General features: G+C 67.8%; 21 protein-coding genes and 4 pseudogenes. 13 read left to right on the forward strand and 12 right to left on the reverse strand.

Features of this window, described 5'->3' with window-relative positions; translation table 11 throughout:
- Positions 1-77: 77 nt before the first annotated feature.
- Complete coding sequence (locus ACH4DZ_RS23700) at positions 78-458, reverse strand: winged helix-turn-helix transcriptional regulator (RefSeq protein WP_398289294.1); 381 nt, start codon at positions 456-458, stop codon at positions 78-80.
- Between the two features lie 78 nt (positions 459-536).
- Between ACH4DZ_RS23700 and ACH4DZ_RS23705 the strand changes: the two genes are divergently transcribed.
- Both ACH4DZ_RS23705 and ACH4DZ_RS23710 read left to right on the forward strand, forming a co-directional pair.
- Positions 537-1460 carry an NADP-dependent oxidoreductase gene (locus tag ACH4DZ_RS23705; RefSeq protein WP_398289295.1) on the forward strand — a complete coding sequence of 308 codons (924 nt, stop codon included), beginning with the start codon at positions 537-539 and terminating at the stop codon, positions 1458-1460.
- 695 nt (positions 1461-2155) lie between these two features.
- Entirely contained in the window at positions 2156-2773 is a 618-nt protein-coding gene (locus ACH4DZ_RS23710) for a TetR/AcrR family transcriptional regulator (RefSeq protein WP_398289296.1), read from the forward strand.
- A gap of 321 nt (positions 2774-3094) precedes the next feature.
- On the opposite strand, the gene ACH4DZ_RS23715 is transcribed toward ACH4DZ_RS23710, so the two are convergent.
- The gene (locus ACH4DZ_RS23715) at positions 3095-3388 is read right to left on the reverse strand and encodes a hypothetical protein (RefSeq protein ID WP_398289297.1); all 294 of its coding nucleotides are present in this window, start codon (positions 3386-3388) and stop codon (positions 3095-3097) included.
- A 163-nt stretch (positions 3389-3551) separates the two neighbouring features.
- Between ACH4DZ_RS23715 and ACH4DZ_RS23720 the strand changes: the two genes are divergently transcribed.
- The 3 genes from ACH4DZ_RS23720 to ACH4DZ_RS23730 all read left to right on the forward strand — a co-directional run bounded on the left by ACH4DZ_RS23720 (position 3552) and on the right by ACH4DZ_RS23730 (position 5951).
- On the forward strand, positions 3552-3701 hold the full coding sequence (locus ACH4DZ_RS23720; RefSeq protein WP_398289298.1) for a hypothetical protein: 150 nt from the start codon (positions 3552-3554) through the stop codon (positions 3699-3701).
- A gap of 372 nt (positions 3702-4073) precedes the next feature.
- On the forward strand, positions 4074-5093 hold the full coding sequence (locus ACH4DZ_RS23725) for an NADP-dependent oxidoreductase (RefSeq protein WP_398289299.1): 1020 nt from the start codon (positions 4074-4076) through the stop codon (positions 5091-5093).
- A 162-nt stretch (positions 5094-5255) separates the two neighbouring features.
- On the forward strand, positions 5256-5951 hold the full coding sequence (locus ACH4DZ_RS23730) for a TetR/AcrR family transcriptional regulator (protein WP_398289300.1): 696 nt from the start codon (positions 5256-5258) through the stop codon (positions 5949-5951).
- A 16-nt stretch (positions 5952-5967) separates the two neighbouring features.
- Here ACH4DZ_RS23730 and ACH4DZ_RS23735 read toward each other — a convergent pair whose 3' ends face one another.
- Complete coding sequence (locus ACH4DZ_RS23735; RefSeq protein ID WP_398289301.1) at positions 5968-6204, reverse strand: hypothetical protein; 237 nt, start codon at positions 6202-6204, stop codon at positions 5968-5970.
- 135 nt (positions 6205-6339) lie between these two features.
- Between ACH4DZ_RS23735 and ACH4DZ_RS23740 the strand changes: the two genes are divergently transcribed.
- A complete protein-coding gene (locus tag ACH4DZ_RS23740) occupies positions 6340-6537 on the forward strand; it encodes a hypothetical protein (protein ID WP_398289302.1) in 198 nt (65 codons plus the stop codon).
- A gap of 369 nt (positions 6538-6906) precedes the next feature.
- Here ACH4DZ_RS23740 and ACH4DZ_RS23745 read toward each other — a convergent pair.
- A pseudogene (locus ACH4DZ_RS23745) lies at positions 6907-7625 on the reverse strand (hypothetical protein).
- A 370-nt stretch (positions 7626-7995) separates the two neighbouring features.
- Between ACH4DZ_RS23745 and ACH4DZ_RS23750 the strand changes: the two are divergent.
- A pseudogene (locus ACH4DZ_RS23750) lies at positions 7996-9083 on the forward strand (hypothetical protein).
- Positions 9084-9126: 43 nt separating this feature from the next.
- Positions 9127-9615, forward strand: coding sequence for a hypothetical protein (locus tag ACH4DZ_RS23755; RefSeq protein WP_398289303.1), 489 nt, complete (start codon positions 9127-9129; stop codon positions 9613-9615).
- A 57-nt stretch (positions 9616-9672) separates the two neighbouring features.
- Here the strand turns inward: ACH4DZ_RS23755 and ACH4DZ_RS23760 are convergent.
- The 3 genes and pseudogenes from ACH4DZ_RS23760 to ACH4DZ_RS23770 form a co-directional block, all read right to left on the reverse strand.
- Positions 9673-10480: pseudogene (locus ACH4DZ_RS23760) on the reverse strand (RICIN domain-containing protein); the annotation flags it as partial.
- A gap of 1520 nt (positions 10481-12000) precedes the next feature.
- A complete protein-coding gene (locus tag ACH4DZ_RS23765; RefSeq protein WP_398289304.1) occupies positions 12001-12885 on the reverse strand; it encodes a pyridoxamine 5'-phosphate oxidase family protein in 885 nt (294 codons plus the stop codon).
- A gap of 131 nt (positions 12886-13016) precedes the next feature.
- Entirely contained in the window at positions 13017-13748 is a 732-nt protein-coding gene (locus tag ACH4DZ_RS23770; RefSeq protein WP_398289305.1) for a FadR/GntR family transcriptional regulator, read from the reverse strand.
- A gap of 199 nt (positions 13749-13947) precedes the next feature.
- On the opposite strand from ACH4DZ_RS23770, the gene ACH4DZ_RS23775 reads away from it, so the two are divergent.
- From ACH4DZ_RS23775 to ACH4DZ_RS23790, 4 genes are read left to right on the forward strand one after another with little or no spacing between them, the layout of a single operon-like run.
- Positions 13948-14490 carry a flavin reductase family protein gene (locus ACH4DZ_RS23775; RefSeq protein WP_398289306.1) on the forward strand — a complete coding sequence of 181 codons (543 nt, stop codon included), beginning with the start codon at positions 13948-13950 and terminating at the stop codon, positions 14488-14490.
- A 60-nt stretch (positions 14491-14550) separates the two neighbouring features.
- Positions 14551-15723 carry an acyl-CoA dehydrogenase family protein gene (locus ACH4DZ_RS23780; protein WP_398289307.1) on the forward strand — a complete coding sequence of 391 codons (1173 nt, stop codon included), beginning with the start codon at positions 14551-14553 and terminating at the stop codon, positions 15721-15723.
- Between the two features lie 40 nt (positions 15724-15763).
- Positions 15764-16609 (forward strand): fumarylacetoacetate hydrolase family protein, encoded by an 846-nt coding sequence (locus ACH4DZ_RS23785; RefSeq protein WP_398289308.1) that lies wholly within the window; start codon positions 15764-15766, stop codon positions 16607-16609.
- Positions 16610-16662: 53 nt separating this feature from the next.
- Entirely contained in the window at positions 16663-17583 is a 921-nt protein-coding gene (locus ACH4DZ_RS23790; RefSeq protein ID WP_398289309.1) for a VOC family protein, read from the forward strand.
- 197 nt (positions 17584-17780) lie between these two features.
- Here ACH4DZ_RS23790 and ACH4DZ_RS23795 read toward each other — a convergent pair whose 3' ends face one another.
- Both ACH4DZ_RS23795 and ACH4DZ_RS23800 read right to left on the reverse strand, forming a co-directional pair.
- Positions 17781-18584 carry an IclR family transcriptional regulator gene (locus ACH4DZ_RS23795; RefSeq protein ID WP_398289310.1) on the reverse strand — a complete coding sequence of 268 codons (804 nt, stop codon included), beginning with the start codon at positions 18582-18584 and terminating at the stop codon, positions 17781-17783.
- Positions 18585-18756: 172 nt separating this feature from the next.
- Positions 18757-19251: a VOC family protein gene (locus ACH4DZ_RS23800; protein ID WP_398289311.1), complete on the reverse strand. Its 495-nt coding sequence runs from the start codon at positions 19249-19251 to the stop codon at positions 18757-18759.
- A 107-nt stretch (positions 19252-19358) separates the two neighbouring features.
- Here ACH4DZ_RS23800 and ACH4DZ_RS23805 point away from each other — a divergent pair, with 107 nt between their 5' ends.
- Positions 19359-20198: a fumarylacetoacetate hydrolase family protein gene (locus ACH4DZ_RS23805; protein WP_398289312.1), complete on the forward strand. Its 840-nt coding sequence runs from the start codon at positions 19359-19361 to the stop codon at positions 20196-20198.
- A 217-nt stretch (positions 20199-20415) separates the two neighbouring features.
- Here ACH4DZ_RS23805 and ACH4DZ_RS23810 read toward each other — a convergent pair whose 3' ends face one another.
- From ACH4DZ_RS23810 to ACH4DZ_RS23820, 3 genes and pseudogenes are all read right to left on the reverse strand, one after another.
- Positions 20416-22008 carry a bifunctional 3-(3-hydroxy-phenyl)propionate/3-hydroxycinnamic acid hydroxylase gene (locus ACH4DZ_RS23810; protein WP_398289313.1) on the reverse strand — a complete coding sequence of 531 codons (1593 nt, stop codon included), beginning with the start codon at positions 22006-22008 and terminating at the stop codon, positions 20416-20418.
- On the reverse strand, positions 22005-24068 hold the full coding sequence (locus tag ACH4DZ_RS23815) for an alcohol dehydrogenase catalytic domain-containing protein (RefSeq protein WP_398289314.1): 2064 nt from the start codon (positions 24066-24068) through the stop codon (positions 22005-22007). The genes ACH4DZ_RS23810 and ACH4DZ_RS23815 overlap by 4 nt, the downstream gene beginning before the upstream one ends.
- Positions 24069-24648: 580 nt before the next feature.
- Positions 24649-25250: pseudogene (locus ACH4DZ_RS23820) on the reverse strand (lipase family protein); the annotation flags it as partial.
- Positions 25251-25263: the final 13 nt, after the last annotated feature.

The raw sequence follows: 25263 nt of genomic DNA on the forward strand, positions 1-25263 counted from the left end.
GCCCTCGGCCGCGTCCTCACGCAACCACTGCCCGCAGACCGAGCGCGGTGGGCGGGATGCTCGGGGCTCGACGTGCGTCAGTCGCTGTCGCCGACGGAGTCGGGTTCAGCGTCGAGGGCATCGAGGACCGCGTCGCCGTTCGCCTTTGCCCATTCGGTCAGCACGTGAATCGGTTCGAGCAGCGTCGCTCCCAGTGGTGTCAGCTCATACTCGACGCGGGGCGGCACCTCGGCGTAGGCGTGACGGCGGACGAGTCCGTGCGCCTCCAGCCGCCGGAGCGTCTGCGTGAGCATCTTGCGCGAAATGCCGCCGATCAGCTCGACCAGCTCACCATGTCGAACCCGGCCGTCGCTGAGGCCGTAGAGCACGACCGCGGTCCACTTGTCGGCGAGCAGCTCGACCGTCAGACGCGCCGGGCAGTCGGCGAGGAAGCCGTCGCCGGGTTCAAAACGGCTCATGGTTCCTCAGGTACCTATGAGTTCCTGTGGCGAACATAGGCTGTCTGCTCCCCTTCCCATTCCACTTGCGGGAGAGTCATGCGAGTCATCACCCAGCAGGAGTTCGGCGGTCCCGAGGTGCTCACCGTCGTGGACGCGCCCGAGCCCCAGCCCATCCCGACCGAGGTCCTCGTCCGCGTCAAGGCGATCGGCCTGAACCCGTTGGACACGCGCATGCGCGCCGGCGAGTTTCCCGTGCAGCTGCCGTTCACCCTCGGCTGGGACATCAGCGGCGTCGTCGAGAAGGCGCCCCACACGTGGCGACTCAAGCCCGGCGACGAAGTGTTCGGGATGCCGCTGTTCCCGCGGATGGTGAGCGGGTATGCCGAGCTCGTGGCGGCGCCCGCGCTGCACCTGGCACACAAGCCGGCGGCGCTCTCGCACGTCGAAGCCGCGGCGCTGCCGTCCGTCGGACTGACGGCATGGCAGGGCCTCGTCGACCTTGCCGACGTGACCGCGGGCGACCGCGTCCTGGTCCACGGCGGTGGCGGCGGGGTCGGCCACGTCGCGATCCAGATCGCGAAGGCACTCGGCGCGCACGTGATCACGACCGCCAGCGGGAGCAAGCGGGAGTTCGTCGAGGAGCTCGGCGCCGACGAGGTGATCGACTACACGGCCGTCGACTTCGCCGAGGCGGCTCGCGACATCGACGTCGTGCTCGACACGATTGGTGGTCACACCGTCGAGCGGTCGATCGCGGTGCTCCGCCCAGGCGGTCATCTGCTGACAGCGGTAGAGGACGACGATCCGGAGCTCGCCATCCGGTGCGAGGCAGCCGGCATGCGCTTCAGCGGCATCGTGGTCGACCCCGATCCGGTCGGCTTGCGCGGTCTTGTCGAGCTCGTCGAGCAGGGCAGCCTTCGAGTCCACGTGCAGGAGACGTTCCCCTTCGAGCGCGTCGTCGATGCGCACCGAGCGCTCGAGAGCGGCCACCTCCAGGGCAAGCTCGTCCTCACCGTCTGACTCCTCCATGCGGCCACGCGTGAGCGAGGCATCATGGAGGGAGCGCGCGGCTATGAGTTCCGCAGCAGCGCGTCCACGAGCTGCCGCGGTTCGTCGAGCATGATGTCGTGACCACGGTCGATGGTGCGGAAGTTCCACGACGGGTCACCCTCCGAGGCGTTCCCGGTCGTCGCTGCAGGGGTTCTCGTATCCTGCGTCGCCGCTCGAGCCACACGCGCTCAGTGGGGCCACGACTGCGGCCGCGAACACGCCCGTGCGGTGGCGAATTGAAAGTCTGTTAATGATCTTGCCCCTTTGGGGATCTGGCCCAGTGTCGGCCGCCGCAAGCGCCGCCTCACCTGATCCAGATGACCGCTGAGATCGCCTGGGCTCGACCGTTCGGCGCGGGCGTCGGAAGCCAACGGATAACTTACTGACGCTCGCGTCATCGAGTGATGGCGCGACTTTGCCCGCACCCGGCATCGGTGTCAAGGGCCGTCCGGCAAATACTGACGACAGCATCAGTTCATGCGGGACAGTGTGGCTACCGTGCCTCGGTGCCCCGTGGCGAGGAGCGCGAGAGCGTTCACATCGGGGATCTCGGACACCGCCCACTCGTGCGTCCCCGACGCGATCACGGTTTGCGCTCGGGGCGTGACGGGCCATGTGGCCTCGCTCCCGCCGACCGCAGGATCGATGACAGTACGCTGATCCCCATGCCCACGCAGAAAGCGCGCAACGCCGAGACGCGGCGACGGTTGCTGTCCGCAGCCCGGGAGGTGTTCGCCGAGAAGGGCTACGCTCATGCCAGCGTTGCCGATGTCGTGAAACGCGCCAGCCGCGCACACGGTTCGTTCTACCTGCATTTCACCAACAAGGAGGCGGTGCTGCAGGCGCTGCTCGAGGACGCGATGGCTCGGTTGTCGCTTGATTCCAAGGCCTTGTGGCGGTGGGACGAGTCCGAGTATGGCGTGCACAAGACCGTCCGCAGGTTCATCGAAGCGTACGGCGAAGATCGAGATCTTTGGCTGCTCCTCGATCAGCGCAGCACCCTGGAATCGACCTTCAAGAAGTTGAGCGACCAATGGTTCCACCAGCTCGCGACGGGCATCATGCACGGCATGGCTTCCGCCGGGACCCCTGCACTGATGCCGGGTCTTGATGCCGAGATTCTTGCGCAGCTCCTCGCTGGCATGCTCTCCGACAGCACCCGCGCCCTTTACCAGGAAGACCCCAGTTGGACGCCTGATGAGTTGGCGAATGAGATCTCCACGATCTGGTCGCTCACACTCGGATACGACCAGGTGTCCTCCTCGCCCGCGGACCACGCGTAGGCGCGACGCACCATCTCGCGGATGGCCGTGCCGCTGAGCGGCCTCCTCAGGGTTACCGAACCGTCCAGCCGATCTTGCGGACGTACGCCCGCCGCAGATGGTGGATGTCGTGCAGGCTCTCGGTGGGATCGGAGTCGATGCGGGCCAGTGACCACGGCGTTGACGCGCACCGCCGCGATCGACCCACTCCTCCGGTTGGGCCGCGTCGTCGCCTCCGGTGCGCCCTTCACCGCGAAGAACCCGCCGTAGCCATTGACCGCGGCTGCCGGTCTTGACGCTGATCCGGCAACCAGTAGGCCCGATCGTCAGCGTGCTCGACCATCACTGGCTGTTCTGGCACTGACTGTTCTGGTTGCCCGCGATCATCATGGCGATCGCCGCCGTCGCGGCATGCTTCGTGGTGCCGAAGTCTTGGCCAGCACGACTGGCAAGATCGGCATGGCACCTGCCGCGCTTCTGTCCTCCCGGCTCGTGCGTCTGCTGCCAGTGGCTCAGAGATGGCAGCAGGTGAGGCTGGGCGTCGGAACGAACGCTGGGCCCGTTCGGTGCTGCGGCGGCCATCGCGGCGACCTGGGTCGCTATCGAGGAGCGCTCCGAATCACCATTGATCGACATGAGGATGATGCGACTGCCGAGCCGTGTGGACCACGAACCTCGTGGCGCTGCTGGTCGGGTTCGGCATCTGCACTTCATCGGCTTCGCCCCGCAGTTCACGTAGACCCCAACATCGGCCTGATACGGATTCGGTGCGTCGATCACCGTGGCAGGCGTCATGCGAATGCCCACCAAAGCGACGATGTTTTCCGTCGGCCTGTTCTCGGGCCCGATCGTCCGGCTGATCGGCCCGAAGTCGGTGGTCGTGATCGGCAACCTGATCTCCGCGCTGGCGGTGGCGATGCTTGCCTTCGCGCACCGTCAGGTGCGGTAAGGCTGCATCGCCAACCTGATCGTGGCGGCCGTCCCGTCCGCGAGCGGACAGGGCGACGAGCCGGATGAACACCAACATTCGGTGGATCGGTGGATCGGTGGATCGATCGGATGGGCGGTCGTGGTGAGCTTCGTCACCACAGCGGTCTTCCCGAACGGTTAGCCCCATGAGCCGGGTCGCACGCACGAATGCATGGCCCTGGCCGCGGCACAGGCGATCGCCGCCGTAGTCGCTGTGCTGATCCCGGGGAGGTCCCGACCGGACATCGAGGAGCGCTTCATCGCTGAGCTTGCCAGAACGTCACCCCCTCAACATACTGACATTGATATCATTAAATGATTCAAGCCTCACTGACATAGAAGAGGACTGACGATGTCTCTGACGACACGCGAGTGGCACTTCATGCAACGACCTGTCGGGCTCCCTGCTCCCGAAACCTACAAGCTGGTCGAGCGTGACCTGCCGGCGCTGCAGCCAGGTCAGTGTCTGGTGAAAAATCTTGTCCTCTCGGTCGACCCCTACATGCGGCCGCGGATGGATGACGTGCCGTCCTACGTCCCCCCGTTCGAGCTCGGGGAGGCCCTGACCGGCGGCGCCGTCGGCGAGGTCATCGAGACGCGGAGCGATGATGTTCCTCTGGGCTCCTGGCTCGTGCATCAAGCCGGCTGGCGAGAGCATGCAGTGGTGGACGCCAAGGCGGCTCGCGTCGTCGACAAGGGTCGGTACCCGAGCTCCTACTATCTTGGCGTCCTGGGAGGGCCCGGCTTCGCAGCCTTCGTCGGACTCTTCCACGTCGCAGGCTTCCGCCCCGGGGACTCTGTCTTCGTCTCCGGCGCGGCAGGTGCCGTCGGCAGCATGGTGGGGCAGTTCGCCTCGCTGTCCGGCGCCAAGCGAGTCGTCGGGAGCGCAGGGAGCATCGAGAAGGTGAAGTACCTTGTCGACCAGTTGGGATACGACGCGGCGTTCAACTACAAGGCTGCTCCCGTGCTGAAGCAGTTGCAGAGCGCGTTTCCCGAGGGACTCGACGTCTACTTCGACAACGTGGGGTCGGATCACCTGGCCGCAGCGGTCGACGTGCTCAATGACTACGGGCGGGTGGCGGTGTGTGGAACCATCTCGACCTACAACGCGGCCGAACCTCGCGCGGTTCCCGTGGACGCCATCAAGGTCGTGGCCAAACGGCTCCGTCTGCAGGGGTTCATCGCATTCGATCATGAAGACCTTCGGAAGGATTGCGATGCTCAGGTGGGAGCATGGCTGGACAGCGGCCGACTGATGAACCCAGAGACGATCACTCATGGAATCGAGTCAGTTCCCACGGCGTTCACCGGCATGCTGACCGGTGCAAACACCGGAAAGGCGATCATCCGCTTGGCGGAGGACCAGGCCTGAATCAACAGATCCGGCCAGGCTCGACGGACGCCTCGGCAGTCGCTGACCGCCTCGCCGTACTCAGCCGCGCTCTATAGTGAACGTCACCGATGTTGCCGTCCTGGTGGCCCGACCCAGTCTTCCGGGTCCAGAACCCGTCGAGCGGCACACGAAGACGCGAGCGTGGGAGACACAACGGTGCGGCGGACCCAGAAGGAACGCAACGAGCAGACACGCCAGGCCCTTCTGGAGGCAGGAAGCTCGCTGCTTCGCGAAGTGGGTTACGCCCGTACCTCGGTCGCGCAGATCACCCAGCGAGCCAACCGTGCACACGGCACTTTCTATCTCCACTTCAAGAACAAGCGAGATCTCGTGTCTGTCCTCCTCGAGGACATGGCTGACGAAGGCAGGCAACAGGCTCGTGAGATCTGGCGCACCGCGCCCGGCGTCGAAGGGCTCTGGACGACTCTTCGGGAGTTCTTCGCCCTGATCACACCCGAGCGCAGCCTGTGGCAGTTGCTCGCAGAGGTGACAGCGCTCGAGGAGGATGCGGCGCCACTCAGGTCGAGGCTCCGACACCTCTATGTCGAGCCGATCCTCCGAGGCCTTCAAGGGAATTCCGACGCTCGCGTCTCTCGACCGGCAAACCTTGAGCTGCTCGCCGACATACTCGTGTCGGCGGGGCTGTACTTCACGCGAACCGGGACCCTTCCTGCGTCGCCTGACGTCACCGCACTGCACATGACTGTCGTCTGGCGCCACGCCATCGGACACCCGCTGACCGAGACCGAAGTGGCGCACCTGCAAGGGATGTTCGCGGCAGGCTCGGCCTTGGAGACCAACAGAACAGCCAGTAACGCCAAGCGGTCTGCGTCGTAAGTCCTTCGGAGGTTGATCATGTTGCCGGGGCGGCGGAGGATTCTTCTGGGTGATCGGCGGTATGCCGGTCGAGCCTGGCCAGGAGATCGTCCAGGTCGGAGGTGGTGAACCTCCACTGGAACGGCTGTGCCGTGGCGTTGCAGCGGTCTTCGAAGGCTCGGAGTCGGTCCGCGACCTCGTTGAGGTCGGTGAGGCCATTGGGTATCACGACCTTGCGCTGCCCAACGGAGAAGTAGATCTTCACCTGGTTCAACCAGGAGGCCTGGACCCGGTGTGGACGAGGACCGCGTTCGGGCAGGCGGCTCTCAGCCGGTCGGCGGCCTTCTTGCAGCGATGGGAAGAGCCGTTGTCCACGACCCAGAACACGCGTTTCGCGCTGGCGTAGGACTTGGGCCATGCCCTGGTCGACCGGGCCATGAACGGGGCGATACCGGTCGCCGACCAGGCCGACGCCGAGCGGACCGGCTTCACCGGCCCGCCGACCTGCCTGATCGACGGCCGCGACCCGTTCGCCAACCCGAGCTCGCCGACGGGCCTTGCCTGCCGGATGTACCACACCGCGGACGCTGGCGGGGGTGCCCGTTGAATACCGCATGGGCAAAAGGAACAAGAGGCTACGCAATGCGCAGATCGGGCCGCATAACCCGGTCAGCCGCCCGGCACCGGCCGGCCCCCTGAAGACCTGCACCGGCGGATGCGGCTGCTCCGCCCCGACCCCGGAATTCTGGCGGTGCGGCGGACACCAGTCCGACCACGGGGCGGCTCCATGTCGTGCACCCTCGGCCTGGGCTGCCCCGGGGTCGCGCTCCCGCACTGCAGATGGTGCGACTGCACCGGAGGCGAAGGGTGCCCCGCCTGCTCCAGCTTCAGTTCTTGCGTGGGCACGGGCATCGCGGTGCCTCTTCCAGGTGGTGGGGGCGATGACTCTGGACGGGTGCGGTGCGATAGCGGCGGCTCACGTGAAGACGTGGTGGTAGGGGACGTTCCACTCGTTGGGCAGCCGCGGGTAGAACGTGTTAGTGACTGTCCCGGTGAAGTCCCCGCCCAGTTGCAGGTGAGCCGCACCTCGCTGTCGGCCGTCACCGCGTGGTCCTTGAACCCGAGGATCGCGTCGGGATGAGTGATCGGCACGAACGTGATCCCGCCCCACGGAGTTACCTTGACAACCCACAGCTGGGTGTCCTCGATCGCACCGTTCTTCCCGCGCCATTTGTCACCCACCTTGTCGGGAAGGCCGACCTGGACAGTGGCGGCCGTGCTCTTGGGGGCCTCCTGGTGGACGGTGATGCGCCGACGCTGCGGCTTGGGCGTACCGTCGTCGCCGCGCCCGCCGTCGGCTTGGCCCGCAGCGGCGGGTTTGGGCGAGACCTGACCGGCGGCGCTCTCGATGACGTACAGCGGCCGCTGCCCGACGAAACCGGCCGGGGTGACGTACCAGAGGCGGCCCTGCGCGTCCTTGGCGGCCGGGTCCAGCGCGGTAGCGAGCTTGACCCCCTTGTCGTGGCTCTCCTCCTTCAGCTCGGCGGGCCGCAGATAGCCGCCGTTGAAGGCATGCACGAGCATGACCGGGCGGTTCTCGACCAGGGCCGCCACGATCGCGTTGTCGTAGTTGTTCACCGCCACCGGGCCACCGACCACCAAATTCGACATCGCCGTGCGTTCTTGGGTGTACATCACGGAAACCTCACCTGTTATCGATGTGGAGAACAACGCTTCGGGTGCTCAGTGAAGTGGTTTACCACGCGACGTAATCCGAGTGCCCAATAGTCCATGACCGAAGCGGCCTCGCAAGTGAATGCGCGATCGAATTAGTTGCACCCAAAGTGGAAACATTCGAGGCCAGTACACCAAGGTGGGACGTCAGATGATCATCGATCGGGTGATCATGGATGCAAACGTAATTGCGTCACCCGTTGGGGTTCGAGTGTCCGAAGTTTCCCTTTCGGGAGATAGGTCCCTGTTAGTTTCGCTTTCCGGAGCGTGTGCAGATCCCTGCTGCTATTTCATCGAGTGTGGTTTCGGCCGAATCAGTCGAGGACAGAAATTGCCGCCCAACGCGTACAACCTGGAACGGGCCAAGCGCCAGCCGCTGACGAAGAAGAACCTGCGGGAACTCAACATCGAGCAGACCTGGCAGTCGGTCCTGGAGCACCCCAACCTGGTCTACGTCGACGACTACGGCGGGCAGCACAAGCCCGTCGGGTTCTCCGTGAACAAGTCGAGCTTCGGCACCTTCCGCGGAACGGCGTTCCAGCGGGGGTGGCTCGCCCACATGAACCTCGGGGAACCGCTGATCGAGGAGCGGCGCAACATCACCCGGCCCCCGCCGGACACGTTCTCCTCACGCGCCTACGTCAACCGCAGCCAGTCCGCGATGACGTTCACCGACGCGGTCGACTTCTCCGTGTCGAATGGAGCCACGTGGTCACTGTCGGGGGACACCAAGCTCACCTTCGGCGGCAGCCTCAGCGCGCAGCTCCAGCTGCAGCGCAAGCTCGGTCTGAACCTGCAGACGCAGCTGGGGACGCAGCTGAAGAACGAGATGTCGAACAAGAACGCGAACACGGTGACGAACAAGAACAGCAAGGACAGCATGGGGGTGGACAACGCCAACACCGTGGACACGTCGGTGACCAACGGGGCGACGAACTCCGCGTCGGCCTCCATGGCCGGCTCGGTGGATTTCACCACCACGGGCAGCGCCTCCGGCACCGCGGCGCTCAACGCCGCGCTGGCGCTGGGCATCGCGGCCTCCGTCGGCGGTTCCCTGAACACCAGCTGGGCCTCGAAATCGCAGATCTCCGGCGCAGTCCCGCCGGGTTCGCGTGTGGAGACCATCGCCACGCAGCGCCGCGCCCGCAAGCAGTACTCCTACGAGATCCCGGTGATCTTCTCGGGGCTGCTCGCGGTGAAGTACGACGTGCCCGTGGCCGTGCTGTCTCCCCGCAACCGGACTCCTATCCCGGCCTCGATCTGCTGGTCGCCCGCGACATCGGCGACCTGGATCTGGCGGGCGGCGGGTTCCGGATGAAGGGGCTGGCCGAGGTCGTTTCCGCTCCGGAGGTCCACCACACGATGTTCGACGGCGAGAGTCTCACCGGCAGCGACCGCGCCCCGTACAAGCAGCCCTGACCGGCGGGCAGCACCGCCGTTACGACGACGAGAGGTGACAAGCATGGTGTTCGACAACATCCTCGGCTCCGCGGGCAAGGGCGCAGGGCTCTTCTCGGCGATCCCTGACCGCGACAAGGACCAGCCCGGAGCGGGTGTCGACTTCGAGGACGCGGACGACGACACGAGCACGAGCCTGTTCACGAGCGCGATTCACGGCGCTTCGAACCGGGCGAAGATCGTGCAGGAGCAGTCACCCGAAGCGCGAGCCGTCCTGGGCTTTATCGGCTCCTTCATCCAGACCACTCAGGCATCCGCCGACGCGCAGGCCGCCTACGCGCAGGATCCGGGCTCGGTCGCCACAGCGGCCGCCGCCGGCATGCAGGAGTCGAGCACGACCGTGACCGAACACGGCGACCTGCAGAAGGACGAGGACCTGGAGAAGTCGAATAGGAGCGACTTCAAGGCCCCGAAGGCCCCGGCAGCCCCCAAGGCGGAGGAACCGCCCAAGGCACCCAAGGCAACCGCCGACAAGCCATCGGACGCCCAGTAAGCGCACATGGCGAAGGGGTCAGTGTCGATCGTCGCCCCTGACTCCTTCTGTTGTGCCTCACACGGGGAGCAGCTGCCACTGCCGGTCGAGGTGGTCGAGGTGCGACCCGTACTGCTTGATCGCCGAAGGCGCGTTGGTGTCGATACTCAGAAGCAGGCCGCTGTTGCGGTTCGCGATCTTGTACACCGTGTCGGTCACCAGGCCTGCGGGGATGAGCCTCAACTGCTGGTGACCCGCTTCGCTTCCCTCGTAGGCGCGCTGAGCGACCACCGCCCCGTCCGCCGTCCCTCCTGCGACAACCTCCAGGACCTTGCCGCTACGCAGGTTCTCGATCCGGTACAGGACCTCGCCCTCGTCCTGGCCCGCGACGACCAGACGCCACTGCTGATGGGACCTGGGGGCGGCGAGGGACTGATGGATCGTCGCGCCGTCCTTCGTGGACTCCCGCGGCACTCCCACCCTCAGCCTGCTGCGCGTGTTGGCCCAGGAGACTACTGTGCCCTGAGGCTGGCAGCCCGGCCATCTTCGCCGAGGGGACCTTCCGCACCCGGTTGTTGGCGTGGTCGGCGATGCAGAGGGTGCCGAAGCAGACCACCGCGAGCCCGATGGGGTTGTTCAGCTGGGCCGACAGGGCCAGGGCTCCGTGACCGCCGGAGCCCCCTGTGCCCCTGCCGGCGACTGTGGTGATCTTCCCGTCCCCGGTGACCATGCGGACCCGGTGGTTGCGGTGGTTGCGGTGGTCGGAGACGTAGACGATGCCGGTGCTGTCCACCGCAATCCCGTAGGGGCGGTTCAGCTGAGCCGAAACGGCCGGCTCGTTCTCCCCCTTGAGCCCCGCGGCCCCGGTCCCCACAACCGTACTGATCGGCGAGGTGGAACCCTCGGCACGTGTGCTGCTCATCGTCATCCCTTCGTCGGTTCACCAACCGCTCGATACCAACGGCAACCACCCAACTCCAGCACGTCACAGCACCATGCGGATGGAAAGATCACTTACGGGTGTTCCCCTCCGCGCGGGTTGACCGCCAGTCACACCCGGGAAAGGCAGGTGGACGCGGGCGGCGGGGACCGGCAGGCGCTGGCGGTACTCGCGCAGTACCGATGGCGACAACGAAGCAGCTGCACCTGCTCACCGCCCCTGGGGTGCGGACGGAGCAGACGAGGCGGCGGCTGGCCAAGCTCCGCTCACAGGGGCTGGTCGACCGCGTCGCCCTGTCGCAGGCCGGATGCGGGTGTGGTTCGCCACCGGGTACCGGGGGGCGGATCACCTCGCAATCGTCTCGCAGCGGCCGGAGTTGCGGGACCACACGCCTCGCGGGCACGCGGCCGACCGGTTCGCCGTGCGGCCGCGGGCGGGGCACGGTTTGACAGTGACGGAGGTCGGGCTGGCGTTCAACCAGAACGCCGGCGCCACGGCGAGACCTGCCGGCCGCTCGATTACACAGGAATGGCCTCCTCGGTCAATGCGTTTCCCTCATATGCCGATTGACCGAGGCATGCCATGTCTCCGGCCCCGACATGGGAGCCCTTGTTCCGACGCGGCCGAGGATTCAAGATCCGGACCATTCGCGGACCACGAAGCCGCTCACTGCCCCTCCCGCAAGGCTCCCTGCAGGTCAGAGACCCGGCAGCGCTGTACCACCAGCAGACGAAGAACCTCCTCGTGTCGTACTCGCCGAAGAAGCTGGGCTTCTTCTAGACGCGAAGAAAGGGCGCCTGAACAGGCATTTCACCTGTCGGGCGCCCTTCCTGGCCTGCATCTGAGCCATGGGGGGGAAGCGCGGGGTAACTTCCGTTATGTCCCACTGCTATCCCACCTGATATCAGCTGTTCCGGGGCCTTCTGGCCGAGGCGCGGAACCATGCCGACAGCCTGATCGAGGAGTCGATGCGAAGGCGGGAGGGGCAGGACGGCAGGCTTTGCCGCCACAGCAGGCGTGTCATGTGCGAGGTCGGTTCACGATGACCGGCGCAGCACAATCGGCGGGGGCAGGCATACCGGCGGCACCCATGGCTGCCAGGCGGCCTTTCTCCCTGGTCTCTCGAAAGTTGGGGAGATGCGGCAGACAGCCGGGGAGTTCCTGCGGCGGTGCCGTGTTTCGGAGCCGGTGGCGGGGGGTCGTTGTGCTGGCCGTCTCGGGGCTGGCACCAACGCCGCGGTCGCGCTGTGGGAGAAGTCGTACTCCGGCTTGTCGATGCGATCTCAGACGCTTGGGAGAGCGGCGGCAAGGAGACATGGTGTGAGTTCCGGTATGCGTGGGCTGCGCGTTGAGCCAGACTTCCCACTGGTTCCCGACCATGCGGGTGACGATTCGGGCAGCTCGGCCACTTCCCCTACAAGGCACGCTCCGAGGGCTGTTCGCTTGCCTTTGCCCAGTAGCTCGGTTCAAGCATCTCGCCAGGTCATGCGGGCTGACGGATTGGGCCTTGAGGCCCGTTCCACAGAAGCCTGGCCTGGCACATCGCCCGCCGCCCCGGCGGCTTGGTCGCTCTCGCGATTCAGTACGGCCATCTGGGGACTTCCGTATCGGCCGGTTGTGCCGCGCGCAACCGGAACGGCATCCGTGACCTCCTCGATGTCGAGACGGCCCGCGCCACCATCCATACCGTCGCCGACCTGAACGCCGCAGCCGAGGACGGCCCCGGCGTCTCCGGATCCGCAGCCCACAGCCCGCAGCCCGCAGCCCGCCGGGCCATCAAAGTCGGCGCCACCGCACCCGCGCCACCCTCCAGGACGGCACCGTACGAGCCCCGCGCCCGACAAAGGCGGCCGTATCCTGCTGTTGACCAACTGTTCGTATATAAGCGTCAGTTGCTTCAAGCTGTCCCCGCCCGACCTTCCGGTCCGAGTGCTGCCGACCCAGCCGCACCCGGGCCGAAGCCACTGAGTCGCCGCTCCGGGGTCAGTTGCACCTTGTGGCAAAGCCACCACCTGCACAGGGCACAGGGAGGCGATCTCGGCCGGATCGACCACCAAGGTCGCGCGCCCCTTGACCTGGAGGGAACGGGTTTTGAAGCGCTCGTCGTAGCCGCCGGGCGGAAGGTGGTTCACGACGTGGCCGACCCGTTCGTCCGCGACCATCTCCGAGCGCCTTCGGGTCCGGGTGAAGGTGTGCGTGTAGACCCGCAGGCCGTCGGCGGCGATGTCCATCGCGGACGCGGACGGAGCTCCCTGCCCGTCCAGCACTGCCGGCGTCGCGATCTCCTCGGTACGAAGCAGATCAGTGACTGCTTCCTCGATCCGCTCCAGGCTCGGCTCGGCGCGCGACACGAGACCTCCGACAGTTGAAAAGACCTACCCGCATCTGGCTACCTGACCGGGATAGCAGGACAATGGTCCTTCTATGCAAGACACGCAAGCGCAGTCGGGTGTTGTCCATGGTCGCCGATACCGCCCCCGCCTCACCCTTCGCCGACGGCCGCGGTCGTGTCGTGCTCGACAACGAGCCGCAGGAGCGTCTCCTCGTCCCGTTTGTCGAGTGCGTCGACCATCGCGGCATGCAGCCTCCAGCGGTCACGGATGTGCTCCGAGAGGGAAACACCGGTCTGCGGCCGGACCGTCAGGGCATGCCGTTCCACCAACTCCAGGAGGGCCACATAGAGGGAACACAGAAGAGAGTTCGGAGTGATGTCGGCAACCCTGGCGTGCAGCCGCCAGTTGGCGAGGACGAAATCGTCCGCGTCCCCCGAGGCCGCAGCGGCGGCCATGCCCTCCAGGCACCCACGGAGGTCTTTGACGTCGGCCGGCGAGGCATGCCACAGCGCGTCCTGCCACAGCAGCGGCTCAAGGGCGTTGCGAATACGCAGCGCCTCCGCCACGTCTCCCTGGGCGGCGTCCAGGGCGAGAACGGAGTGGGCGAGCCGCGCCATCGGGGTCTGCTCGGCGGCGAACAGGCCGCCGCCCGGCCCACGCTGCACGGTCACCACCCCCCGGGTCTGCAGCAGGCGCAGCGTCTCGTTGAACGTCCCGACGGACACCCCGCAACGGGTCCGGAGCTCGTCCTTCGTACCCAGACGCGTGCCGGGCGTGACGCGCGCGGCCAGTTCGGCCACCGCGTCCGCCGCGACCTCGGCGCGAGACGCGCTTCCGGCCTGCCCCCATTCGGCGCGCCGCAAGGCCGGCGGGTCGACCACCCTGCCCACATCCGCATCCGCACCCGCACCCGCACCCGCACCCGCACCCGCACGCCGAGCATCTCCCTTACGCGCCGCCACAGCCACTCCACCCTTCGGCCGAATCCGGAGAATCCCGAGAATCATTATGGCGAATACAGTCCCACCTCTTGACGTCTCATGTAACCCGGATGCAGCATCACCATAATCATTATGACGAATGGAGATCTTGATGATCCCCTCCTTCGGTGAGCAGGCATTCCGCGATCTCATGGCCGGTGTCTGTGCCCCGGTCACGATCGTCACGGCCACGGCAGACGGTCTCCCTCACGGCACGACGGTCAGCGCCTTCGCTTCGCTGTCACTGCGGCCGCCCATGGTGACCGTGGCTCTCGACCGCGGGTCCAAGGTCCTGTCCCGGATCACCACGAGCGGACGCTTCGGCGTGAACATCCTCGCCTGGACCCAGGACGACCTCGCCCTGCGTTTCGCCCGCCGTGGGACCGATCGCTTCGCCGGCGTGGACTGGCACTTCGACCACGGTCTTCCCAAGCTCGGCTCGGCCCCGGGCTGGCTGGTGTGCGAGGTGACCGAAACCGTGGAGGGCGGTGACCACCTGCTGGTGCTCGGCACGGTCACGCACGTGGAGACGACGCCGGCTGCGCCCCTGGTCTACGGACACCGCACCTTCGGCACCCACTCCGCCTTGGCCGACCGCCCTCGCCGCACGATCCGTGAACACGTCGCGGCCTGCGCCCGCTGACCCGCCTCCCCCGCAGACCAGGGACCTCTGTCCCGCCGATGACAGAAAGAGCGCACACCGATGACGACTCATGAGGATTTCGTCGCCCGCGCCGCAGCCCTGCGGCCACTGCTGCGTGAACACGCGGTGTCCACGGAGACCGGCCGTCGGATACCCGACCCGGTGATCGACGCCCTTGCCGACGCCGGTCTGTTCAAGCTCGCCACTCCACGCCGGTACGGCGGTCACCAGACGTCCATGCGCACCATGCTCGACGTGTCGGCCACCCTGGCCGAGGGCGACGGCTCCACCTCCTGGGTCGTCACCCTCGTCAACGTCTGCAACTGGCTCACCAGCCTCTTCCCCTCCAAAGCCCAGGACGACGTGTTCGGCGCCAACCCGGACGCCCGGGTCACCGGGGTGCTCAGCCCGACCGCCACGGCGGCCAGGGTCGACGGCGGATGGCAGGTCTCGGGCCGCTGGTACTACAACTCGGGTTCCTCGCACTCCGACTGGGCCGTGCTCGGTGTCCCCCTCACCGACGAGTCCGGCGCCGTCGTCGACCAGGGGCTCGCGCTCGCCCCCCGCAGCGACCTCACCCTGGAGGACACCTGGTTCGTCGCGGGGATGAAGGGCACCGCGAGCAACTGTCTGGTCGCCGAGGACATCTTCGTGCCCGAGCACCGCGTCATGTCCGTGCCTGCCGCCATCGAGGGCCGGTATCCGACAGAGCACACGGACGAGGTCCTCTCCCGGTCGGCCTTCGTGCCCATCCTGGCCCTGGTCCTGGCCGGCCCTCAACTGGGCCTGGGCCGCGCGGCACTTGAGTACGTCACGGAGAAGGCCTCCCGCAAGCCGATCTCGTACACCTTCTACGAGACGCAGGCCGAGTCGGTCGCCGTGCAGCTGCAGATCGCCGAGGCGGCCCTGCGGATCGACACCGCCACGCTCCACGCGCGGCGCGCCGCCTCGGAGATCGATCAGGCTGCGCAGCAGGGCACGTACCTCGGCTTCACCCAGCGCGCCCGGGTGCGGGCGGACACCGGCTGGGCCATCCAGAACGTGCTGGAAGCGATCAACACCCTCGTCAGTGTGCACGGCGCCGGCTCCTTCGCCGACGTCAATCCCCTGCAGCGGATCTGGCGCGACGCCAACACCGCGGGCCGGCACGCGGTAGCCGCGCCGACGGTGGCGTTCGAGGTGTACGGCAAGGCTCTGCTCGGCATCGACGAGAAGATCACCCCCCTCGTGTGACCAGCCGCACGACACCCCCACCCCCTCAGAGGAGCAGCACGTGCGTACCGCCAATCTGTCCGGCCGTCTCGTCATCGTCACCGACGACGACATGGCCGTCGACGTCGCGCAGGCCAGTGACGGCCGGTTCGGTCCCGACCCGCAGGAGGTCTATGAGCGCTGGACCGCCTTCCGTACGTGGGTCGCGAGCGCCGAGCTGCCCGTGGGGCGGCCCTTCGCGGCCACGGACCTCGGCTCTCCCTCCCCCGCTCCGCGTCAGGTGCTCGCCGTAGGGCTCAACTACCGTGCGCACGCCCATGAATCCGGCTTCGCGGTCCCCGCCACCCTGCCGCCCGTGTTCACCAAGTACGTCTCCAGCATCACGGGCCCGGTCAGCGAAGTCCGGCTCCCCGAAGGGGGCCACACGGACTGGGAGGTCGAGCTCGTCGCCGTCATCGGCGAGCCGGCCCACAGGGTCGGTGAGGACGACGCCTGGTCGTACGTCGCGGGCCTCACCGTGGGCCAGGACATCTCGGAACGCGTCACCCAGATGACCGGTCCGGCACCTCAGTTCGGCCTGGGCAAGTCCTTCCCCGGATTCACCCCGATGGGGCCGTACCTGGTCACGCCGGATGCTCTGGCCGACAGCGACGACCTCGAACTGGGCTGCTCGATCAACGGCGAGGAGGTGCAGAAGGGCCGGACCAGGGACCTCATCTTCTCCGTGCCCGCTCTGGTGGCCCGGCTGTCGGCCGTCCTTCCCCTGCTGCCCGGTGACGTCATCTTCACCGGCACGCCCGCGGGTGTCGGCATGGGCCGCACTCCGCAGCGCTGGCTCACCGACGGTGACGTTCTCGTGAGCCACGTCCAGGGCATCGGCGAGCTCCGCCAGAGCTTCCGCGCCTGAGCCGGCTCACCCACGACCACGCGATTCCCGCGTTCAGGAGTTCAGGAGTTCACATGGCCCTGCACCGTCTGTCCTCGATCGTCATGGGCGTCCCCAACACCGCCCGGACCGCCGCCTATTACACCGACTTCGGGCTCACGCCCGAAAGGGACGGCTGGTTCGGAACGCGTGACGGAGGACGCCAGCTCCAGGTCGTCCACGCGCCCACGCGCCGGCTCGTCGAGATCACCGTGGGCGTCGACTCCCCCGAAGACCTCTCCGCCACCGCTGCCCGGCTGGACCGGCTGGGTGTTTCCGCCCAGCGGGAGGGCGGCACCCTCACCGCCTACGAGAAGATCACCGGCGTCCGCGCCGTTCTCACGGTGGAACCCCGCCTCACACAGCCGGTCACCCCGCCCACCCCCTACAACGGTCCCGGCCGCACCGAACGCATCGGAACCCGCGCCCCGGCCTTGCTGCGCGAGAGCCCGGTCCGGCCCCGGAAGCTGGGCCACGCGGTCCTGGGCACCACCGACTTCGAGGCCACCAGCGGCTTCTTCCGCGACGGCCTCGGGTTCAAGGTGTCCGACCTGATGGGTGACGTCGGCATCTTCCTGCGCTGCTCCACCGATCACCACAACGTCCTCGTGCTCGCCGCGCCGGTGGCGTTCCTCCACCACACCTCCTGGCAGGTCGACGACGTGGACGAGGTCGGCCGCGGTGCCGCGGCCATGCTGGAGGACCACCCCGAACGCCACGTCTGGGGTCTGGGCCGCCATCACGCCGGCTCCAACTTCTTCTGGTACCTCAAGGACCCCGCCGGCAACTTCTCCGAGTACTACTCGGACCTGGACTGCATCCTCGACGACCAGCTGTGGAAGCCGGAAATCTTCGAGGGCGTCAAGGGACTGTTCAACTGGGGGCCGCCCCCGCCCCCCTCGTTCATCAAGCCCGACGACCTGGCCGGACTGATGACCGGCTCCCACAGCACCTGACCTGCTCCCGGAGGATTTCACCTGGCGCCGGCGACAGCGCGGGCTCACGGACATCACCCCGCTACAACTCGATCCGCACCAGGTCCACCCTAGATCTGGCCGGCCGCGCGGCGACGCGAGCACAACCGGCCTGTGACACAGTCACCGTGACGGCATGCGCTCATGCCGGCGCCTGCCCCCCGGCGAGGATGTCCTCGTCAGTCCCCGACGACCGCCAGCTCGCCGCTGATGAGTTCAGCGGCACGGCGGACCGCCGCGACCACCTCGTCGAGCCGTCGGTCCGGGACCCGGTGCTCCAGTGCGGCGATGCTCAGCGCGGCCACCACGGCCCCGGACGATCCGCGTATCGGGGCGGCGATCCCGAGGATGTCGGCGTCGAGTTCGCCCCGGCTGACGGTGAACCCGTCCTGGCGGATCTGAGCGAGCCGTTCCATGAGGTCATCGACGTCCGTAATCGTGCGCGCGGTGAACCGCTGCAGTCTCTGGGCCTCCAGCAGTTCACGGCACTCCTGCTCGGGCAACCAGGCCAGCAGCACCAGGGCGGAGGCCCCGGCGTTGGCAGGGAGCACACTGCCGCGTTCGTACGAGATCCTCACCGGATGCTCCGCCTCGCATCGCTCCACGCAGATGGCGGCGCCTCCGGCACGGCGGGTCAGCAGTACCGTCTCGCCGACCTCGGTGCACAGCTCCCGCATCAGAGGCAGGGCGATCTCCGACAGCCCGTACCCCCGACGGGCCAGGCGCGCCAGTTCCAGAACACGCAGACCCAGCCGGAACCCGCCCTGGGGATCCTCTTCCAGGAACCCGCTACCGACCAGGCTCTGGAGGTAGCGGTAGGCGGTCGAACGGGCCGTTCCCAGAGCGGTCGCCACTTCCTGGCCGGAGAGGGACAGCCTGTCCTGCGAGAACAGTCCGAGGATGTCCAGCGCACGGTCCGCGGTCGAGTTGCGTTCCCGGTACTGGCCTACCGGAGCAGCCTTTTCTGACTTACGTCCTGTCATGCAGGACATCGTACGGGTACCGTGTCCGACTTTCCGCGTTCAGCCGATCCCCATGCGCGCCGCTCGACCGGAGAGATCTTCGGCCGCCTGGCGCACGCTCTCGATGTGGTGCGGCACTTCCTCTTGCGGCACCCGGTGGGAGAAGGCGGCGATACTCCCGTATCTCGGCGAGCTACTGGACCGGCTGGTACGCGGCGCCGCCGTCGCTCAGCAGCCGCTCGGCTTCCGCGTAGATCTCCTCCGGCGGGAGGGTGAAGTCGATGGTCTTGCGGAAGGGCTGCCGCACGTCCCGTTCGATGCGCAGGTAGACCTCGTTGCGGTTCCCCTCGGGGTCGAAGAAGTAGATCCCGAAGGCGTTGCCGTGCGTCACCTCCTGCTGCACCTCGACCCCTTCCTCCTCAAAGCGCCGGTGGAAGGTTCGGATGTCCTCGATCGACTCCACACGCCAGGAGATCTGGTGCTGCTGCTTGTCGCCGACGGGAGAGGTCCGTCCGGCCTGGAGCACGAACTCGTGGTGCTCCTCATCGGGCCGCGCACTGAAGAAGACGATCTGCAGACCCTCGTCCTCGTCCGTCACGCTCAGCCCCATGACGCGGTCGTAGAAGTCCCGCATCTTCGGCAGGTCGTAGACCCACAGCCCCGTGTGACCGAGTCCGGTGATGGCCATGACACCACTTCCTTCGTGTCTCGCTTTACAGGACACACGTCCTAGTTTTCGAAACTAGAGTACGATCGACCCCGGAATCAGTCAATGAAGGAAGAGGTGCACCGGACATGCGACTGGCGACTCTGCGGACGAGCGACGGAACCCGGGCCGCCCGGCGCGACGGGGACTCCTACGTCGTGCTCCCCCACGCGAACGTGGGGGAGCTGCTGAACTCGGGTGATGACTGGGCCCGGACGGGCGCCACCGCCGGAAGCGAGCGCGTCGACGCCGCCGAGGCCGTCTTCGCCCCGGTGGTGCCGCATCCGAACAAGATCATCTGTCTCGGCCTGAACTACGCCACGCACATCGAGGAGATGGGACGGGACACCCCGCGCCACCCCACGCTGTTCGCGAAGTACGACGGCTCCCTCATCGGTGCCGGTGACCAGGTCATCCTGCCCACGGTGAGCGACACCGTGGACTGGGAGGCGGAACTGGCCTTCGTCATCGGCCGGGCCGCCCGCCATGTCCCGAAGGCCGAGGCCCTCGATTCCGTGGCCGGCTACACCGTCGCCAACGACGTGACCGTACGCGAGTACCAGCGCCGCACCCGGGAGTTCCTTGCGGGCAAGACCTTCGAGGCGACGACGCCCCTGGGGCCCGAGCTGGTCACCACGGACGAGTTCGGCGGCAAGGAACCGGACCTGGGGATCCGCTGCGAGGTGGACGGCGAGGTGATGCAGGCCTCCCGCACGTCGGACCTGCTGTTCGGGATCGCCGACATCGTCGCGTACGTCAGCGACATCATCACGCTGCTGCCGGGCGACGTGATCCTGTCCGGCACGCCCGGAGGTGTCGGCGACGGGCGTGACCCCAAGGTCTACCTCCAGGAGGGCCAGATCCTGCGGACCGTCATCGAGGGCCTGGGCGAGACCCGCAACGCGTGCGTCCGCGAAACGTCAGTCTGAGGCCCGCCCCAGCGTGCGGAGCCGGCGGCGTCGATCTCCGCACGCGCATGGGACGTAGCACGAGCAGATCCCAGCCCGAGACGGCGGCGGTGTCGACGGCCACCAGCACGTCGGTGGGGGGCCAGGGCGGGCAGGGGCCGCTGTTCGTGGACGAGTTGCTGCGGGCCGCCGTGTTCGTAGCCCCGTACGGCGGCCGTCGTCGTCGTCGGTATCGAGGTCACCGGGTGTTTCTGCGCAATGCCTCGGCGACGGCGGGAATGTCGTCGGGGCCCATGACGGCAGCGATGTAACGGTCGGGCTTGACCAGGACGAACCGGTTGCGGGCACCGGCGAGAGCTTCCTCCAGGCGGCCGTCCGCGTCCGCGACAGCTCTGCGGCCTGCCGTCGCCGAGGGCAGCCGGTCGTCCAGCAGCACGTCGATGCACCGGATGTCGAGATCGCCGTCCGGCCAGTGGGTTCCGTCGAAGCGCTGCCAGGCAGTCTCCGGGACGTCGACGCCCAGCAGAGCGAAGGACCGGCCGAGAACCTGGTCGAACCACTGGGGGCGCAGGCTCGGCGGGACCAGGACCCGTGGCTGGGGAAGCTGGGTGCCCGTCAGCGCGTGGTCTCCGACCACCAGGCCGGCCTCGTGCCGCGCGTGGGGACGGAACCGCATCTCGGTGAGGTAGCGGCGCCCCGGTGGTATGCGCAGGAGAGTCCGGGTGGCGATGTCCCGCAGGAGGGCACGGCGACGGTCGGTGGTCATGACGACGTCACCGAGTCGTTGCGAGTAGCGGACCATCGCGGTGGCGTGCGGGCGCCGCTCCGCCTCGTAGGTGTCGAGCAGGCTCTGTCCGGCACGGCCGTGCCACACGTCGTCGATCTTCCACGCGACGTTCGCGGCGTCCCGGACACCGGAGTTGAGCCCCTGGCCGGCGAAGGGCGGCATCATGTGCGCGGCGTCACCGAGCAGCAGGACGTGCCCGTCGCGCCACCGGTCGGCGACGACGGCGTTGAAGGTGTACGCGGTACAGCGTTCCACCTGGTCCTCGGTCAGGGGACGGTAGGGCGCGACGAGTCTGCGCAGGGTCTCGAAGTCGGGGCTCGCTCCCTTCTCGCCCTCCCCGGGGTGCAGGAGGAACTCGTAACGGCAGCGTCCGCCGCGGCCGGGCACGATCACCGTGGGCCGGTCCGGGGTGCCGTGGTGCATGCCGTAGCGCTCGTCGTGGTGGTCGCCGGTGGTGTCGGCGACCAGCCAGACGTCCTGGTGGCTGGTGCCGGTCATGTCGATCCCACGGAGTTCTCGTACGGTGGAGCGGCCTCCGTCACATGCCAGGACCCAGCTGACCTGGAGATCTTCCGTGACGATGTCACCGGGTGACCGGATCGCGGCGGTGGCGCCGGTGCCGTCGGGATTCTCCGTCACGGTGACCAGTTCGGTGGCGAAGCGGATGTCCGCCTGGGGACGGGATTTCAACTCGTCCAGGAGAAGCTTTTCCAGTTCGGGCTGGGCGAACTGGTTCTTGAACGGGAAGCCGAGACGGTAGGGCTGTGGGCCGCGGGCGTGGAAGAGCGGCCGGCCCTTGCGGTCGTAGTAGCGGGTTCCGGTGCCCGGTACGACGACCTCCAGGACCTTGTCCGCGAGACCTGCCGTCTGCAGGGTCCGCAGGGACTCGTCGTCCAGGCTGATGGCCTTGGCCTCATCGCTGGTGGAGGCGTTGCGCTCGACGAGGACGAGTGGCACGCCGCGGGCCGCGAGGAGGTTCGCCACGGTCAGGCCGACAGGACCGCCGCCCACGACGAGTACAGGGAGCCGCTGAGCCGCGGTCACGGGTTGACCACCGCCATCCAGATCGGTTCCGTCCGGTTCCGCAGCGCGGCGACGGCCTCGTTCGCTGCGGCCAGTGGGTAGCGGTGGGTGATGAGCTCCTCCGCGTCCAGCGCACCTCGTTGCAGCAAGGTGAGAGCCTCCTGGGCGTCCGTGCGCGTGCAGGCGCGGGTGCCGACGAGGCGCCAGCAGTTGACCATGACGGCGGCCATCGGGAACAGCAGCGGGCTGCGGTTGGCGCCCATGTGCACGAGGCTCCCGCCGGTTGCCAGGGCGGCGAGCGCCTGGGGAGTGGCGGGTCCTTCCGGTACGAAGTCGAGGACCGCGTCCGCGCCTTGCGGGGCCGACGCGCGCAGGGCGCGGGTGAGGCCGCCTTCCTTCGCCCAGTTCGACGGCAGTTCCTCAAGTGCCACGACGTCGGTGTGTACGTCACCTGCGAGCGGCCGGACCGCGTCCAGCCGCTCGGCGCTGCGTCCGACGAGGATGAGACGGGAGACGCCGAAGTGCCGGGCGAGCTTGACGGTGGCGGTGCCCATGGTGCCGGTGGTGGCGGTGACCACGAGGGTGGCGCCCATCGGCAGGTCGGCGCATTTGAGGGCACGTATGGCGTTCGCGAGGTCGTGGACCTTGGCGCCGACGTCGAAGGACACGCTGTCGGGCAGGGTGTCGACGAGCCAGTGCGGTACCCGGATGTACTCGGCCAGTCCGCCGTCGTGGTAGCGGTCGTACAGCGGCATGGGGACGTCACCGAAGGCGGCGTGTCCGATCATCGCCTGTTGCGGGCACATCATGTCCCGGTCGGAGCGACAGTATCCGCAGGTACGGCAGTTGAGGTTGGGGTGCACCCGCACGCGGGTGCCGATGCCGATCCCCTCCACCTGGCCGCCCACGGCGGCGACGGTGCCGGCGGCCTCGTGCCCGAGCGTGGTGGGCAGGTGCTTGAAGGCGCCCTGGGCGAGCAGGGTCATCATCCCGGGCGCGAGGCCTGCGGAGGCCACTTTCACCAGGACGTCCTGGGGTCCCGGCTCAGGGACGGCGACCTTGTGCAGGTGCAGCGCGTCGGAGCCCTTCCGGGCGCGCGCGGCGAGCATGGCGTTGGCAGGGCGTCGTAGTAGCGGGCGGCGCCGGGGTGCAGGGGGATCGTGGTCCTGCCCATGGTGACGGGGTCGAGCGGGTAGGTGATGGGGCTGCGTTCCGGAGCCAGGTGCCGGTACTGCCCTTCGATGAGGTGCCGCGTCTCCCCCAGCACCCAGGCGATGGCATAGGCCACGTCCTCGGCCAGGTCGGCGCGGGTACACACGAGGAAGTCCGAGAAGTCGAGGGTCTTGAAGGCCGCCCGGCCGGGGAAGTACTCGTCGTCGACGACAGCCCGGCCAGCCGAAGTCGCCATGGAGGCTGTCCAGGACGTCGTCCTCGACTTCGAGGAAGGTGAATTGACGGCCGATCTCCTGCCACGCGGGCAGCATGATCGCCTCATGGACGATGGCGTTCGCCCGCCCCTCCGTCGCGTGGTCCAACGACTCGGACGGCCGCTCGTCCTCCAGCAGTTCGCCGCCCCAGCCGACTACGTCGACGCCCGCACGTGTCAGAAGCTCGTGGGCGGCCAATCCCACGTGGTTGACGCCGTCATGGACCGAGGTGGCGAGCCGCAGAGCAGGCTTGCTCCGACGCAGCTCGGCGAAGGTGGTGACGCCGAGGTCCTTGTGCACGGCCACGACCAGGCGGTCGCACTGCGGCACCACCCCGAGAGCGCGCAGGTCCGGGAAGAACTCGTCCGCGTAGACGCCGCGGCCGTCGAGCGCCGCGGCGGCGAAAGCCGTCGGTGTGGTGAGGGCGACCTGCATCTCTCCCCGGCCCACGGCCCGTACCGCGTCACTGAAGCCCCTGCTGTTCCACGTGGCGATCCGGGTGTGGGGCCCACAGCGGTCCGCCAGTTCCTGGGCGATCCATCCGCAGACCCGGTGCAGGTTCGCGGTGCCCCAGTCGCCGCGCAGATGCAGGGTGAGAGAGCGTTCGATCCTGGGCTCGACCGGTCGGCCGGTCGCAGCGTCGGAGGGACTCATGACGGCTCCAGTCCTGAAAAAGAGGACTTGTGTCCTGCTTTACGGTCAGCATAGAAGGAGAAGCGCCGCAATGCGAGAGAGCCGCATAGGTCGGTGGAGTGGAGGACCGTCGCCTCTCTCGCCGAGGCGAAGCTGGCGATCGATCGGACGGAACGAACTGTTCGCGGCCGTCGTCCTGCCGCACGGCTACAGCACCAACTTGCTCGGCCTCCTGGGCGCTGCTCCGGACCGTCCCACTCGGGCCCTCACCGCGTCCCCGCACACCCCGAGTTCGCTGCTGGCGAGTCTCTCCGAGCCCCTCGTCCACGAGACCGGCACGCGTCAAGCCCGGCTGGGCCGCGAGCACAGGACCCGCCTGGCCGACGGCGCGCCGACGGTTCCGGCGCACACAGGCGCTTCGAACCCGTCATCACCACCCGGTCAACGGCTGCGCTGTGGGACATGTTCGTGTCGGTTCCCCGTTCGCAACACCGTGCCTCGTCACACCGCGCCTCGTCCGCCGGAGCGTTGCCGCGGCGGACGACACACGACCGGTGAGGGATGTGGTGGGCTGTCAGGGCTGGACAGGCATCGACCGGCAGTTGGTGAGGATCTTGTCTCCGAGGTTCGGCAACATGATGGCGTCGTAGGTGACGTCGGCGCCCTTGTTGCACCAGTCGAAGGCCAGTTGCCGAGCCTGGGTGTGGGGAACGATGTCGTCCTGGACGCCGGTGGCCACGCGCACCGGGCCGGAGGGCTTGAGCCTGCTCTTGGTGAAGCCGTAGCCGAAGAGCGCGTCGCCGACACACATGGTCGACGCGTCCGCCAGGGCGGCCCTGCCGGTGGCGCTGATGTTCGTTTCGACGACCGCGCGCAGGTCGGGGTCGGCCTGGGCGAACCCGTTGATCGACCAGGCCAGAGCACCGGCGGGCGCACTGCCGTCGATACCCTTCATGACCGCGGTCAGATCCGCCGGGGGCGCGCCGGCGTACGTTCCGGCGAGTGGCACATCGGGAGCGCGGGAGCGTAGGAGGGCGCGCACTGATCGCCCTGTCCCATGGCGCCCGGCATCGGGCGCCCGTCCAGGCCCGGGATGCTGAGTCCGAGCGGCAGCTCTTCGGTTCGAACCAAGGCACCGTTGACGGCGGGCAGTTGGGAAGGCGGAGCGTAGAAGGCGGGGATGGTGACCCAACGGGAGACGATGGGCTCGGTCGCC

The organism is Streptomyces sp. NPDC017991, assembly GCF_044328075.1.
GTDB lineage: Bacteria > Actinomycetota > Actinomycetes > Streptomycetales > Streptomycetaceae > Streptomyces.

Bases quoted from the DNA above. Each gene is read 5' to 3' on its own strand.
- ACH4DZ_RS23700 (WP_398289294.1), bottom strand. From the start codon at position 458: ATGAGCCGTTTTGAACCCGGCGACGGCTTCCTCGCCGACTGCCCGGCG.
- ACH4DZ_RS23705 (WP_398289295.1), top strand. From the start codon at position 537: ATGCGAGTCATCACCCAGCAGGAGTTCGGCGGTCCCGAGGTGCTCACC.
- ACH4DZ_RS23710 (WP_398289296.1), top strand. From the start codon at position 2,156: ATGCCCACGCAGAAAGCGCGCAACGCCGAGACGCGGCGACGGTTGCTG.
- ACH4DZ_RS23715 (WP_398289297.1), bottom strand. From the start codon at position 3,388: ATGTCGATCAATGGTGATTCGGAGCGCTCCTCGATAGCGACCCAGGTC.
- ACH4DZ_RS23720 (WP_398289298.1), top strand. From the start codon at position 3,552: ATGCCCACCAAAGCGACGATGTTTTCCGTCGGCCTGTTCTCGGGCCCG.
- ACH4DZ_RS23725 (WP_398289299.1), top strand. From the start codon at position 4,074: ATGTCTCTGACGACACGCGAGTGGCACTTCATGCAACGACCTGTCGGG.
- ACH4DZ_RS23755 (WP_398289303.1), top strand. From the start codon at position 9,127: ATGGTGTTCGACAACATCCTCGGCTCCGCGGGCAAGGGCGCAGGGCTC.
- ACH4DZ_RS23775 (WP_398289306.1), top strand. From the start codon at position 13,948: ATGGAGATCTTGATGATCCCCTCCTTCGGTGAGCAGGCATTCCGCGAT.
- ACH4DZ_RS23780 (WP_398289307.1), top strand. From the start codon at position 14,551: ATGACGACTCATGAGGATTTCGTCGCCCGCGCCGCAGCCCTGCGGCCA.
- ACH4DZ_RS23790 (WP_398289309.1), top strand. From the start codon at position 16,663: ATGGCCCTGCACCGTCTGTCCTCGATCGTCATGGGCGTCCCCAACACC.
- ACH4DZ_RS23795 (WP_398289310.1), bottom strand. From the start codon at position 18,584: ATGACAGGACGTAAGTCAGAAAAGGCTGCTCCGGTAGGCCAGTACCGG.
- ACH4DZ_RS23800 (WP_398289311.1), bottom strand. From the start codon at position 19,251: ATGGCCATCACCGGACTCGGTCACACGGGGCTGTGGGTCTACGACCTG.
- ACH4DZ_RS23805 (WP_398289312.1), top strand. From the start codon at position 19,359: ATGCGACTGGCGACTCTGCGGACGAGCGACGGAACCCGGGCCGCCCGG.
- ACH4DZ_RS23815 (WP_398289314.1), bottom strand. From the start codon at position 24,068: ATGAGTCCCTCCGACGCTGCGACCGGCCGACCGGTCGAGCCCAGGATC.